We start from the raw sequence: 13,085 nt of genomic DNA on the forward strand, positions 1-13,085 counted from the left end.
GAATTATTCCTCCGCTGCGTTGTGGCGCAGACGGTTAATGCGGGACTCGCTCCACTGCTTGAGCAGCAGGATGAAGAGCGCCAGGATCAGCAACAGGCTGGCCACGCTGAAGGCCGCGACATGGTTGTACTCGTTGTAGAGGATCTCGACATGCAGCGGCAGGGTGTTGGTCACCCCACGAATGTGCCCCGAGACCACCGACACCGCACCGAACTCGCCCATGGCTCGCGCAGTACACAGCACCACACCGTAAATCAGGCCCCACTTGATGTTCGGCAAGGTCACGTGCCAGAACATCTGCCAGCCGTTGGCGCCCAGCAGGCGCGCCGCTTCTTCTTCCTGCGTGCCCTGCTCCTGCATCAGCGGGATCAGCTCACGGGCCACGAAGGGGACGGTGACGAAGATGGTCGCCAGGACAATCCCCGGCAACGCAAAGACGATCTGAATATCGTGCTCCTGCAACCACGGCCCGAACAGGCCCTGGGCACCGAACATCAACACGTAGACCAGGCCAGCGATAACCGGGGACACCGAGAACGGCAGGTCGATCAGCGTCACCAGGATGCTTTTGCCACGGAAGGTGTACTTACTGACACACCAGGCCGCGCTGACACCAAACACCAGGTTCAGCGGCACCGAGATGGCCACGGCAATCAGGGTCAGCTTCAACGCCGAGAGGGCATCGGGCTCAAAGATCGCACTGAAGAACGTACCCAGGCCCATTTTCAGGCCTTGGGACACCACGATGAACAATGGCAACAACAGGAACACGGCAAAGATCAGCCAGCCAAAACCGATCAGCACCCGTCGTGACACTGCGCTGCCACGGCGAGCGGCATTGGCCGAAGCGGCTGCGCCAAGGGAAGACGTAGACATGGACAAAGCCTCCTTCACGGGGTTTCGATGCGCCGCTGCAACAAGTTGATCAGCAGCAGCAGAATGAAGGAAACCACCAGCATCAACACGCCGATAGCGGTAGCACCGGTGTAGTCGTACTGGTCCAGTTTGACCATGATCAACAACGGCAGGATCTCGGTTTTCATCGGCATGTTGCCGGCGATGAAAATCACCGATCCGTATTCACCGACGCCTCGGGCAAAGGCCAGGGCAAAGCCGGTCAGCCAAGCGGGCAGCAGCGCGGGCGCCAATACATAACGGAACACCTGCAAGGGTTTGGCGCCAAGGCAGGCCGCGGCCTCTTCGACTTCCCGCGGGATGTCGGCCAGCACCGGCTGCACCGTACGCACCACGAATGGCAAGGTGACGAAGGTCAGTGCCAGGGTAATACCCAACGGCGTGTAGGCGATCTTGAAGCCCAGGTCGGTGGCGAACTGACCGACCAACCCGGTCGGCGCATACAGCGCGGTCAAGGCAATACCGGCAACGGCCGTTGGCAGGGCAAACGGCAAGTCGATCATTGCATCAATGATCTTGCGCCCCGGAAAGGTGTAGCGCACCAGCACCCAGGCCAGCAGCGTACCGATCAGGCCGTTGATTAGGGCAGCGTACAACGCAGTACCGAAACTGAGCTTGAGCGCCGCCAGCACGCGCGGAGCACTGACGATGGCCCAGAACTGCTCCCACGTAAGCTGGGAGGCATGGACGAACATCGCCCCCAGCGGTATGAGCACAATCAGGCTGAGGTACACCAAGGTGTAGCCCAGCGTCAGCCCGAAGCCGGGTATGACGGGGGAGATACGACGTGACATAAAGGTCCTTGGTTGAACGCAGTAAGCCCGGAACGAATCCCGGGCCCATGCTGGCTACTGAACGGCTTTCATCCTGGCGGTGACAATTCACTGCGCCGTGTAGATCTGATCGAACACCCCGCCATCGTTGAAGAACTTGGGCTGCGCAGTTTTCCAGCCACCGAAATCTTTGTCGATAGTTACCAGATCCAATTTCGGGAACTGCTTGGCATACTCGGCCGCCACCTTCACATCACGCGGACGATAGAAATTCTCTGCGGCGATCTTCTGCCCGGCCGGGCTGTACAGGTACTTGAGATACTCCTGGGCAATGGCCTCGTTGCCTTTTTTCTCGGCATTCTTGTCGACCACGGCAACTGGCGGCTCAGCCAGGATCGACAGGGACGGTACGACGATCTCGAACTTGTCGCTGCCGCCCTCTTCCTTCAATGCCAGAAACGCCTCGTTCTCCCAGGCCAGCAGCACGTCACCCTGGCCATTGTTGACGAAGGTAATGGTCGAGCCACGGGCACCGGTGTCCAGCACAGGCACATGCTTGAACAGCTCCTTCACATACTCCTGCGCCTTGGCTTCACTGCCACCGGCTTTCAGGCCGTAGGCCCAGGCAGCAAGAAAGTTCCAACGCGCGCCCCCGGAGGTTTTCGGGTTCGGGGTAATCACCGACACGTCTTTCTTGATCAGGTCGCCCCAGTCCTTGATGCCTTTGGGGTTGCCCTTGCGTACCAGGAAAACGATGGTCGAGGTGTAAGGGGTACTGGCGTCCGGCAGGCGGGTCTGCCAGTTCTCCGGCAAGCCTTTGCCGAGCTTGGCGACTTCATCGATGTCGCCCGCCAGGGCCAGGGTGACCACGTCGGCGCGCAGGCCATCAATGACCGCACGAGCCTGTTTGCCCGAACCGCCGTGGGACTGCTGGATCTTCACCTTGTCGTCCGGGTGAGCCTGCTGCCAGTGCTTGATGAACTCGGCGTTGTACTGCTGGTACAGCTCACGGGTCGGATCGTAGGACACGTTCAGCAGCTCGTAGTCCTTGGCGATGGCGGAACCGGCAAAAACGGCACTGGCGAGAGCAGCCAGAGCATAACGGCGAATGGACATGGTGAAGCTCCTGACGTTGGCTTTTCTTCTAATGTGTTGGCAGGTTGCTACGAGGCTTCAGCTCGCCTTGTTGCTGGCGTTCTGCAACCGGAATTTTTCCTTGCGTTCGATCTGGACGACTTGGGCGTTATGAACAGTGATCTCCACCGCGCCGAATCGCAGATCGCGCAGCGCGCTCTGGATCTCCCGCAAAATGGTGGCTTCGTCCTGTCCATCAACGCTACGCAACGATGCGCTCATAACCCGTACTCCTGTGGCTAAAGGGTGCCGTGCAGTAGCAGGGGATGTAAGCGACTGCGCTGGCTTGAGGGCAATCTTAGAGAGGGCTGAATATTCTTAAAAATACTATTTAAGAATTTTTATATAACTGTTAGTGCTTATCGCCAACGCGGCTGGCTCCTACGGGTGCTGCAACGCATGCAGGAGCCGGCCTTACCGGCGATGCACAGGGTTTACCAACGCACTTGCTGCGCCGGAACCGGACGGCCATACCAATAGCCCTGCCCCAGGTCGCACTGCTGCTCCAGCAGACATTGCGACTGCTCGGCATGCTCGATGCCTTCAGCCTGGATCTGCATACCCATGCTTCGAGCCAATGCAATGATTACCCGGACAATCGCCATGTCGTCTTCGTCACTCGGCAAACCGGCCACAAAGCCCTGGTCGATCTTCAGCTTCTGCACCGGCAGGCGCTTGAGGCGCAGCAGCGAGGAATAGCCCGTACCAAAGTCATCGATGGCCAGGCGCAAGCCAAGCTCACGCAAGCGATGCAGTTGCTCAAGCGCCACCTCAGGGTCTTCCATGACCGCACTTTCGGTCACTTCAAGCTCCAGAAAGGCCGGCGCCAGTTGGGTTTCGTGCAGCACCTGGGCGACATACTGGTAGAGGTCACGGTGCACGAACAAACGGCTGGAAACGTTCACCGCAATAAAGTCCAGGGTCTTGCCCTCGCGCTGCCATTGAACCATCTGCAGGCAGGCCTGGCGCATGACCCAGGTGTCGATATCGGAGATCAAACCCGTGCGCTCGGCAATCGGGATGAACTCTCCAGGAGGTACCAGGCCACGTTGCGGATGCTGCCAACGCACCAACGCCTCGACACCAATCATCCGCCCACTGCTCAGGTCGTGCACCGGCTGGTAGTACACCCGCAGCTCTTCCTGCTCCAGCGCCCGGCGCAATTCGGCGGCGGTTTCCACCCGCTGCTGAGCGTGGGCAGTCAGCTCTTCGGTGTACAGCGCATAACCTGCACGACCATTGCCCTTGGCCTTGAACAGGGCCGAGTCGGCATTGCGCAGCAACTGCTCGGCACTGAGTGCATCACTGGGGAACAGGCTTATACCGATACTCACACTGGTGAACAGACGATGATTATCCAGCTCAAAAGGGTCTTTCATGCCATCGATGATGCTCTGCGCCATCACCGCCGCCTGGCCAAGTTGTGAGCAGTTCTCCAGCAACACCGCGAACTCATCGCCCCCCAGACGCGCCAGCGTCACCCCTTCGCCGATCACGCCCTTGAGGCGTTCGCCAACAGACTTGAGCAACTGGTCACCAATATTGTGCCCCAGGCTGTCGTTGATACTCTGGAAGTGATCGAGGTCGAGCAGCAACAGGGCGCATCCGCGCTTGTTGGCTTGCGCCGCCGCCAGCGCCTGGGCGGTACGGTCATTGAACAGCAGGCGATTGGGCAGGCTGGTCAGCGGGTCGTGATGCGCCAGGTAGGCCAGCTCGCGCTCCGTGTGCTTGATTGCGCTAATATCGCTGAAAACAGCGACATAGTGGCTCACAAAACCGCTATCGTCGAGAATCGCGCAGATGGTTTGCCACTGCGGGTAGACCTCGCCGCTTTTACGTCGGTTCCAGATTTCGCCGCTCCACTCGCCCTTTTGCGCGAGGGCCGCGAACATCTCCTGGTAGAACTGCGAACCATGTCGACCCGACTTGAACTTGTTCGGCCGGTGACCGATCACTTCCTCTTTCTGGTAGCCAGTAATTCGCATGAACGCGCGGTTTACATGCACGATCAAGCCCTGGCGGTTGGTCACCAGCACCCCCTCAAGGGTGCTGTCGAAGACGGCAGCAGCCATTCGCAGGCGCTCCCGGTCTTCGCGGCGTAAACGGGCACCGACGCCGATGAACTTCAACAGGCGCACACGCGAATAGAAGATCAACAGGGTGCTGCAGAACACCCACACAAGGGCGTTGACCATCTGCCATTGCAACAACTGGGCAGGATCATCGAAAAGACTGCTTAATATTTGGTCAGACAGCCCAAGCCACAGGACTGATAACACCAGGTAGAGCGCAGCCGTGCGCAGGGCATCTCGTGCAGAAACAGACATAGTGTGTTTGGGCAGCCCAGATCAAAAGTTGGCGCATTATAGGACAGAAACATCCAGCGACCGTCTATCAAAAAGGCCGACTGGTTTTATTTATGTTGCGAAGGATAATGTCACCTGCTGTTTTCTTCGCTTTACGAGGGCCAACCCGGCTATGTGGTACAACGGTTTACTCGATTTATCCGCCTGGCAACTGCTGGCAGTCACGCTGCTGATGACCCACGTGACCATTGTCAGCGTCACGGTTTATCTGCACCGCTATTCCGCTCACCGCGCGCTGGAACTCAACGCCGGGCTCAAGCATTTCTTCCGTTTCTGGCTGTGGCTGACCACCGCACAGAACACCCGTGAGTGGACCGCCGTCCACCGCAAGCACCACGCCAAGTGCGAAACCGTCGACGACCCGCACAGCCCGGTCGTAAAGGGCCTGTCCACGGTGATGCGCAAAGGGGCCGAACTCTACCGGGAAGAGGCACGCAATCCGGAAACCCTGCGTATCTATGGCAAGAACTGCCCAGAGGACTGGATCGAGCGCAACCTCTACTCGCGCTACAAGCTGGGCGGCATCGCCCTGATGGCAATCATCGACCTGCTGCTGTTCGGCACCATCGGCATCACCATCTGGGCCGTGCAGATGATGTGGATTCCGTTCTGGGCCGCCGGCGTGGTCAACGGCCTTGGCCATGCCGTCGGCTACCGCAACTTCGAGTGCCGCGACGCCGCGACCAACCTGGTGCCGTGGGGCATCATCATTGGTGGCGAAGAACTGCACAACAACCACCACACCTACCCGAATTCGGCCAAGCTCTCGGTCAAACGCTGGGAATTCGACATGGGTTGGGCCTGGATCAAGCTGTTCAGCCTGCTGGGGCTGGCCAAGGTGCAACGTGTCGCGCCCATCGCCCACCGGGTTGCAGGCAAGGGCCAACTGGACATGGACACCGCCATGGCCATCCTCAACAACCGTTTCCAGATCATGGCGCAGTACCGCAAGCTGGTAATTGGTCCGCTGGTCAAACAGGAGCTGGCACGGGTCGACGGCTCGGTGCGTCATCAGTTCCGCCGCGCCAAGCGCTTGCTGTCTCGTGAAACCAGCCTGCTGGAAGACCGCCATCACCTGCACATCCAGAGCATGCTCGAGCACAGCCAGACACTGCGCACCATCTATGAAAAGCGTCTGGCACTGCAACAGATCTGGGCTCGCACGAGTGCCAACGGCCATGACATGCTGGCCGCAATAAAGGACTGGGTACACGAAGCCGAGGCCAGCGGCATCCAGTCGCTACGCGAATTCGCTGCCCAGTTGAAAACCTACTCGCTACGCCCCGCCCTGGCCTGATGCCGTTGATCGGCGCGCCCTTCCCAAGGGCGCGCCGACCGGAACTTCAGCACACTTTCCAGCTCTTACAAGCATATCGTCCGCGTGGCGGGCCGGGTCGTGGCCGCACGCCCTTGCCTCTTGAGAAGCTGCGCGCCAATGGTCAAGCACACGCCCACCTCTATGCCCCAACACGCACCGCCCGAGGCCGCTCAGACCCTGCTGGACCTGATGCATGCTCAAGGTGAAGTGGCTCGCCTGAGCGAACGCGAACAGCTGTTCAGCTCGCTGCTCGACAGCGTCAATGCCGTGCTCTGGGCCTTTGACTGGGAAAGCCGCAAGGTGCTCTACGTCAGCCCGGCGTACGAGCGTATCTTCGGTCGCCCCGCCAACTTGCTGTTGGCCGACTACAACGCGTGGCGCAACAGCGTTTTCCCGGAAGATCTGGAGTACGCCGAACGCAGCCTTGCCGAAGTACTGGTCAAAGGTGCCGTGGAAAACCGCGAGTACCGCATCCTGACAGCCGACGGCCAGCTTCGCTGGCTCAGTGACAAGTGCTTCATCAACCAACAGACTGACGGCGATCAGCGAGTAATCGTGGTCGGTATCGCCGAAGACATCACTGAAAAAAAGCAGCTTGAAGGTGAACTGCAACGCCTGGCGACGACCGACGTGCTGACCCAGAGCAGCAATCGCCGGCACTTCTTCGACTGTGCCCGCAGCGCCTTTGCAAAGGCCCGCCAGGATGACACCGCACTGTGCTTCCTGCTGCTGGACATTGATGACTTCAAACAGATAAACGATACCTATGGCCACCCGACCGGCGATCAGGTGCTGCTGCGCATCGCCGACAGCGGCAAAGCCGTCCTGCGCCGCGGTGATCTGTTCGGACGAATCGGCGGCGAAGAGTTCGCGGCGATATTCCCGGACTGCACACCGGAAATGGCACAGCACGTTGCCGAGCGCTTGCAACGCGAGATCCAACGTCTGAGCTTCAGTCACGAAGATCAAACCTTCGGGGTAACCGTCAGCCAAGGGCTGACCGGCATTGTCGATACCGACAAAACCCTCGACAGCCTGTTCGCCCGTGCCGATGCGGCGATGTACCAGGCCAAGCGACAAGGCAAGAACCAGATTGTTCTAGGCTGAGCGCTGACGCGCCAGCGCAGCCGACAGCAATCAGGCACTCACCCCTTGCGCAAACGCCTCAACTCGCTTGCGCCAACCTTGAGCAGGCGTGCTGCCTTGCTCTCGACGATGGCGTCCAGCGACGCCTCGGCGGGCAAGTGCACCAGTTGCCCGACCAGGTTCATGACCAAGGCTTCCCGCGAGTAGACCCCACCGCCAAGGTGGTACACACCCGCGATCAACTCACGCAGCTCCAGCGGCAGGCGCCAGCGTGTACGCAGTGCCGAGCCATAGGCCGCCGCCGATTGCGACAGGGCCAGTTCGACACTGGCTTCGTCCAGCTCACCACCGGCCAGGCGCCATTCCTGCATACAGCGCAACACCGCCAACTCACCCAGGCAATGGAGCAAACCTGCGCAGTAACAGCGTTCCTCATCCAGCTCAAGGATGCGCGCTAGGGTGCGGGCATACTCTGCTGTATGCAACGACAGCGCCCAGTAACGCTCGGCATAGCCAGACAGCAGTGGATCATCGAGCTTGGCGCTGCGCTTGAGCGCAAGGCCGAGAATCAGGTTCATGCTCTGGGTCGAGCCCAGTTTGTTCAGGGCCTGCAACAAGGACTGCACCTGCCCGTCATGATGCACCGCAGCGCTGTTGGCCGCTGCAATCAACACGGCGGTGATCTGCGGATCGGTGCGGATCTCTTCCTCGAGGACCTTCAGGTTCAAACCCGGTGCCTTCAGGCTGCGCTTGACCGCTTTCTGAACATCGGCCAGCAGCGGGCCACCGTCAGCGGTAGCGCGGCGGTCCTCAAGAAAACGCGTCAATGTCATGCTGGCTGGCAGCGACGGCACAGAACAGGCAACGGGCGCACCGGCCGAAAGCAACAACTGCTCCAGACGCTGACGCAGCGAATCCATGTTCAAGGGTTTGCTCATGTACGCGGTAGGCGCCAGCGGCAAGGCCTCTCGCACACTGGCACTGTCGCTACGGCTGCTCAACAAAATGAACGGCAACGGCGGCTGACGGCGCTTGGCACGCACCGAGCGCAGCAGGTCAAGACCATCCAGCCCGGGCAATTCACGCGAGGCAATGATCAGGTCAGGCTGGCTGGCCAGCGCAGAGAGCGCCTCATGACCATCAGCGCACACCTGCAGGGACGCATCACAGCGCACATCCAGCAACACCTGAGTCAGCATGTCTCGTACCCATGGGTCGCCTTCGGCGATCAACACACAGGGCTGGCCGGGTGAATCTGCAACAGTCATACGGTTCTCCTGAAAACGTCTGCATGCAATCCACTGCACCCTCCAAGATGTCCATTGCTGGCTACCTTAGTACGCCGCCCATTCCTTTGGCATAAAAAAAACCCGCCGAAGCGGGTTTTTCTTTAGCGCGTCACAGTTTACGCGAGTTCGGCGAAGCACTCTTCAATGATTGCCAAGCCTTTGTCCAACTGTGCGTCTGGCGCGGTCAGCGGAACCAGGATACGCAGGACGTTGCCGTAGGTGCCGCACGACAGCAGGATCAGGCCCTTGTCGCGTGCCTTGGCTACAACCTGAGCAACGGCAGCAGGGTTTGGCGCGTGGGAGTCCTTACCTTCGAAGACTTCAACGGCGATCATCGAGCCCAGGGCACGCACGTCACCGATCACTGGGTACTTGTCCTGAATCTTGCGCAGGCCAGCAACCAGGCGCTCGCCAACAGCGTTGCTGCGCTCCAGCAGTTTCTCTTCTTCGAACACTTCCATCACGGCCAGAGCAGCGGCACATGCGATCGGGCTACCGGCATAGGTGCCGCCCAGGCCGCCTGGGGCGATAGCGTCCATGTATTCGGCCTTGCCGCAAACACCGGCCAGTGGGAAACCACCGGCGATGGATTTGGCGAAGGTGGTCAGGTCTGGGGCAACACCCATCTGCTCCATCGCGAAGAAGGTGCCAGTACGGCCAGCGCCGGTCTGTACTTCGTCAGCGATCATCAGGATGCCGTGCTGGTCGCACAGGGCGCGCAGACGCTTCATGAACTCTTTAGGCGCAACGTAGAAACCACCTTCGCCCTGTACTGGCTCGATGATGATCGCGGCGATGTCTTTTGGCTCAGCGTCGTTCTTGAAGATGCGCTCGATGCTGGCGATCGAATCGTCGACGCTCACACCGTGCAGTGCGCATGGGTACAGTGCGCGGAAGATGCCGCCTGGCATCAGGCCCATACCAGCCGAGTAAGGCACGACTTTACCAGTCAGGCCCAGGGTCATCATGGTACGACCGTGGTACGCGCCGGTGAACGCGATCACGCCGGTACGGCCAGTGGCAGCACGGGCGATCTTCACGGCGTTCTCAACGGCTTCGGAACCGGTGGTGACCAGCAGGGTTTTCTTGGCGAAGTCGCCTGGAACCTTGGCGTTGATCTTCTCGCACACTTCAACGTACGGCTCGTAGGCCAGTACCTGGAAGCAGGTGTGAGTCAGCTTGTGCAGCTGTTTTTCAACAGCAGCGATGACTTTCGGGTGCACGTGACCGGTGTTCAGTACCGCGATACCGCCAGCGAAGTCGATGAACTCGCGACCTTCAACGTCGGTAACAGTGGCGTTCTTCGCGCTGTCAGCGAAGATTGGATGGATCTGGCCAACACCGCGTGGGACGGCGGCTACACGGCGTTGCATCAAGGATTCGTTGGTCTTGTTGCTCATGAACATGTCCTCATTCGCCACACAGTGGCGTAGTTTCAAGGCTTGGGCGACCGGGGTTCAACTGCCACAGCATGCGCTGATCGACTGCTACAGGATCCGGGGCGCCAGGTATCGGCTTGTGTCTAAAAAGGCCAGCGAGGCGTCACTCTCGCGCCTCGCTGGCAGAGGTAAAACGTTAACCGGCGATCAAACGCTGATGCACAGGTATTTGATTTCCAGGTAGTCCTCGATGCCGTACTTGGAGCCTTCACGGCCCAGGCCCGAAGCCTTGATGCCGCCGAACGGTGCGACTTCGTTGGAGATCAAACCGGTGTTGATACCGACCATGCCGTATTCCAGCGCTTCAGCAACACGGAACACACGGCTCATGTCGCGGGCATAGAAGTACGAGGCCAGGCCGAATTCGGTGTCGTTGGACATGGCGATGACTTCGGCCTCGTCCTTGAAACGGAACAGCGGTGCCAGCGGGCCAAAGGTTTCTTCCTTGGCCACAGCAGCCGTCTTCGGTACGTCGACCAGTACGGTCGGCTCGAAGAAGTTGCCCTCGATCAGCTTGCCACCGGTCAGTACCTTGGCGCCTTTGCTAACGGCGTCAGCAATGTGCTCCTGGACCTTGGCCACAGCCTTGTGGTCGATCAGCGGGCCAGTGGTGGTACCTTCTTCCAGACCGTTGCCGATCTTCAGTTTGGCGACCGCTGCACGCAGCTTCTCGGCGAAGGCATCGTAGACACCATCCTGCACGTAGATACGGTTAGCGCAGACACAGGTCTGGCCGTTGTTGCGGTACTTGGAGATGATCGCGCCTTCAACGGCCTTATCCAGGTCCGCGTCGTCGAACACGATGAACGGTGCGTTACCGCCCAGTTCCAGGGAAACCTTCTTGATGTCCTTGGCGCATTCGGCCATCAGCTGGCGACCGATTTCGGTCGAGCCGGTGAACGACAGCTTGCGCACGATCGGGTTGCCGGTCAGCTCGCTGCCGATGTCGCCAGCGCTGCCGGTCACCACGCTCAGCACGCCTTGCGGAATGCCGGCACGGTGCGCCAGCTCAACCAGGGCCAGGGCCGAGTAAGGGGTCTGCGAAGCAGGCTTGAGCACCATGGTGCAACCAGCGGCCAGGGCTGGGCCGGCTTTACGGGTGATCATCGCCGCCGGGAAGTTCCACGGGGTGATCGCGGCAGTAACACCGATTGGCTGCTTGATAACGATCAGGCGCTTGTCTGGCTGATGGCCAGGAATGGTGTCGCCATAAACGCGCTTGGCTTCTTCAGCGAACCACTCGATGAAGGAAGCGGCATAGGCGATCTCGCCCTTGGCTTCGGCCAGTGGCTTGCCCTGCTCGGTGGTCATCAGGCGCGCCAGGTCATCCTGGTGCTCAATCATCAATTCAAACCAACGACGCAGCTTGCCAGCGCGCTCTTTGGCGGTCAGTGCGCGCCAGGCTGGCAGCGCCTTGTCGGCGGCCTCAATGGCACGGCGGGTCTCGGCGGCGCCCATCTTCGGCACGGTGCCGATGATTTCGCCCGTTGCCGGGTTGTTCACCTTGATCGTCTGACCGTTGTCCGCGTCCAGCCAGATACCATCGATATAGGCTTGCTGGCGGAACAACTGGGCGTCTTTAAGCTGCATGTCGGCGTCCTTAACAGCACCGTGCGCACACGGAGCGAATTGTTGATTGTAAAAAAGGAGCCCTCAGGTGGGGCTGCCGTCAGGAATTCACACACCGGGCCAGCCCACGAAACCACCGTCGCAGGATCAGGCACCACGCAAGAGCGTTTGAAATCTCAAACGAATCCTAGGATTAAAGGGGTTAAAGGACAATAGGCTGTTCGAAAAAAAGAACAAAAAGCTGCTCAAAGAACCTTTTTTCGGATCAACGTCACTTATAGCCCCTTCAGTGTGCGAAATCGACTACAGATTCTGACGATGGACGCCGACAGGTGAGATGGGTATCATGGCGCCCGCGTTGCACTCGTAGCTCAGCTGGATAGAGTACTGCCCTCCGAAGGCAGGGGTCGTGGGTTCGAATCCCGCCGAGTGCGCCATCTTTCCTTACCCTTTGGCTCCAAAGGGTCGGCCTTGCGCCACCAGGGCAAGCATCACCGCCCAACCTTCATCACCCCCACTGTTCGACAAGTACGCTGACGCCTGCCGCTGCCCAGCCAACTGACAACGCCGTTCGCTGTGGACAACCGACAGGACACAGGCGTTCAGCGTCTGGACAAAAGTTGTCGGTCCTTGCTGATGCGCATCAGGAAATCAACGATCTGATGAGCCGACGCCAAGGGCGATCCGACACTCGCATCAATTTCCAGATCGGGTTGCACGGGAGCTTCGTACGGGTCTGTTATGCCGGTAAACAGTTGGATTTCGCCCGACCTTGCCTTTGCGTAGAGCCCTTTGACATCACGGGATTCGCAGACGCCAATAGGCGTATTGACGTAAACCTCGTAGAAACGCCCATATCGCTGAACCATTTCACGCATTGCAATCCTGCTCTGCGCATAGGGCGCGATGACGGCGCACACCGCTATCCCCTCGTGCTTGACCACTTCAGAAGCGACATACGCTAAACGCTGGACGTTGGTCATGCGGTCTTCTCTTGAGAATCCCAACCCGGCACAAAGGTGCTTACGCACTTCATCACCGTCCAGCAATGTAACCCGGCGCTTTGCCTCTTGCTGCAGGTACTCAACCAGATGCCTGGCGATACTCGACTTTCCCGCGCCTGACAGGCCGGTCAGTAACAATGCAAATCCATTCCCACTGGACTCATCACTTTCGTTGGTCATGTTCGACTCAGC

11 protein-coding genes and 1 tRNA gene are annotated in these 13,085 nt (G+C 59.5%); 3 read left to right on the top strand and 9 right to left on the bottom strand.

Annotated features, from left to right (window positions below; all coding sequences use genetic code 11):
• Nucleotides 1–3 precede the first annotated feature (3 nt).
• The 5 genes from cysW to dibA all read right to left on the bottom strand — a co-directional run bounded on the left by cysW (nt 4) and on the right by dibA (nt 5,149).
• Nucleotides 4–876, bottom strand: coding sequence for a sulfate ABC transporter permease subunit CysW (gene cysW / locus UIA24_RS06180; RefSeq protein WP_099776276.1), 873 nt, complete (start codon nt 874–876; stop codon nt 4–6).
• Nucleotides 877–890: 14 nt separating this feature from the next.
• On the bottom strand, nt 891–1,709 hold the full coding sequence (cysT, locus tag UIA24_RS06185) for a sulfate ABC transporter permease subunit CysT (RefSeq protein ID WP_099776278.1): 819 nt from the start codon (nt 1,707–1,709) through the stop codon (nt 891–893).
• An 87-nt stretch (nt 1,710–1,796) separates the two neighbouring features.
• The gene (locus UIA24_RS06190) at nt 1,797–2,804 is read right to left on the bottom strand and encodes a sulfate ABC transporter substrate-binding protein (RefSeq protein WP_330522429.1); all 1,008 of its coding nucleotides are present in this window, start codon (nt 2,802–2,804) and stop codon (nt 1,797–1,799) included.
• A 57-nt stretch (nt 2,805–2,861) separates the two neighbouring features.
• The gene (gene oscA, locus UIA24_RS06195; protein ID WP_065761641.1) at nt 2,862–3,044 is read right to left on the bottom strand and encodes a sulfur starvation response protein OscA; all 183 of its coding nucleotides are present in this window, start codon (nt 3,042–3,044) and stop codon (nt 2,862–2,864) included.
• Nucleotides 3,045–3,256: 212 nt separating this feature from the next.
• Entirely contained in the window at nt 3,257–5,149 is a 1,893-nt protein-coding gene (gene dibA / locus UIA24_RS06200; protein WP_330522430.1) for a phosphodiesterase DibA, read from the bottom strand.
• A 151-nt stretch (nt 5,150–5,300) separates the two neighbouring features.
• On the opposite strand from dibA, the gene desA reads away from it, so the two are divergent.
• Together desA and UIA24_RS06210 are read left to right on the top strand one after the other, a co-directional pair.
• Complete coding sequence (gene desA / locus UIA24_RS06205) at nt 5,301–6,485, top strand: delta-9 fatty acid desaturase DesA (protein WP_099776284.1); 1,185 nt, start codon at nt 5,301–5,303, stop codon at nt 6,483–6,485.
• A 138-nt stretch (nt 6,486–6,623) separates the two neighbouring features.
• On the top strand, nt 6,624–7,613 hold the full coding sequence (locus UIA24_RS06210; RefSeq protein WP_330522431.1) for a GGDEF domain-containing protein: 990 nt from the start codon (nt 6,624–6,626) through the stop codon (nt 7,611–7,613).
• A 38-nt stretch (nt 7,614–7,651) separates the two neighbouring features.
• Here UIA24_RS06210 and UIA24_RS06215 read toward each other — a convergent pair whose 3' ends face one another.
• The 3 genes from UIA24_RS06215 to gabD all read right to left on the bottom strand — a co-directional run bounded on the left by UIA24_RS06215 (nt 7,652) and on the right by gabD (nt 11,910).
• The gene (locus UIA24_RS06215) at nt 7,652–8,860 is read right to left on the bottom strand and encodes a response regulator (RefSeq protein WP_330522432.1); all 1,209 of its coding nucleotides are present in this window, start codon (nt 8,858–8,860) and stop codon (nt 7,652–7,654) included.
• Between the two features lie 137 nt (nt 8,861–8,997).
• A complete protein-coding gene (gabT, locus tag UIA24_RS06220; protein WP_065761379.1) occupies nt 8,998–10,281 on the bottom strand; it encodes a 4-aminobutyrate--2-oxoglutarate transaminase in 1,284 nt (427 codons plus the stop codon).
• Nucleotides 10,282–10,467: 186 nt separating this feature from the next.
• Nucleotides 10,468–11,910, bottom strand: coding sequence for an NADP-dependent succinate-semialdehyde dehydrogenase (gabD, locus tag UIA24_RS06225; protein WP_065761378.1), 1,443 nt, complete (start codon nt 11,908–11,910; stop codon nt 10,468–10,470).
• 339 nt (nt 11,911–12,249) lie between these two features.
• Between gabD and UIA24_RS06230 the strand changes: the two genes are divergently transcribed.
• Nucleotides 12,250–12,326 (top strand) — tRNA-Arg (locus UIA24_RS06230).
• Between the two features lie 165 nt (nt 12,327–12,491).
• Here UIA24_RS06230 and cysC read toward each other — a convergent pair.
• Nucleotides 12,492–13,073 carry an adenylyl-sulfate kinase gene (gene cysC / locus UIA24_RS06235; protein WP_065759735.1) on the bottom strand — a complete coding sequence of 194 codons (582 nt, stop codon included), beginning with the start codon at nt 13,071–13,073 and terminating at the stop codon, nt 12,492–12,494.
• Between the last annotated feature and the right edge of the window lie 12 nt (nt 13,074–13,085).

This window comes from Pseudomonas sp. AL 58 (assembly GCF_036348395.1).
GTDB lineage: Bacteria > Pseudomonadota > Gammaproteobacteria > Pseudomonadales > Pseudomonadaceae > Aquipseudomonas > Aquipseudomonas defluvii.

Bases quoted from the DNA above. Each gene is read 5' to 3' on its own strand.
- cysW (WP_099776276.1), bottom strand. From the start codon at position 876: ATGTCTACGTCTTCCCTTGGCGCAGCCGCTTCGGCCAATGCCGCTCGC.
- cysT (WP_099776278.1), bottom strand. From the start codon at position 1,709: ATGTCACGTCGTATCTCCCCCGTCATACCCGGCTTCGGGCTGACGCTG.
- UIA24_RS06190 (WP_330522429.1), bottom strand. From the start codon at position 2,804: ATGTCCATTCGCCGTTATGCTCTGGCTGCTCTCGCCAGTGCCGTTTTT.
- oscA (WP_065761641.1), bottom strand. From the start codon at position 3,044: ATGAGCGCATCGTTGCGTAGCGTTGATGGACAGGACGAAGCCACCATT.
- dibA (WP_330522430.1), bottom strand. From the start codon at position 5,149: ATGTCTGTTTCTGCACGAGATGCCCTGCGCACGGCTGCGCTCTACCTG.
- desA (WP_099776284.1), top strand. From the start codon at position 5,301: ATGTGGTACAACGGTTTACTCGATTTATCCGCCTGGCAACTGCTGGCA.
- UIA24_RS06210 (WP_330522431.1), top strand. From the start codon at position 6,624: ATGGTCAAGCACACGCCCACCTCTATGCCCCAACACGCACCGCCCGAG.
- UIA24_RS06215 (WP_330522432.1), bottom strand. From the start codon at position 8,860: ATGACTGTTGCAGATTCACCCGGCCAGCCCTGTGTGTTGATCGCCGAA.
- gabT (WP_065761379.1), bottom strand. From the start codon at position 10,281: ATGAGCAACAAGACCAACGAATCCTTGATGCAACGCCGTGTAGCCGCC.
- gabD (WP_065761378.1), bottom strand. From the start codon at position 11,910: ATGCAGCTTAAAGACGCCCAGTTGTTCCGCCAGCAAGCCTATATCGAT.
- cysC (WP_065759735.1), bottom strand. From the start codon at position 13,073: ATGACCAACGAAAGTGATGAGTCCAGTGGGAATGGATTTGCATTGTTA.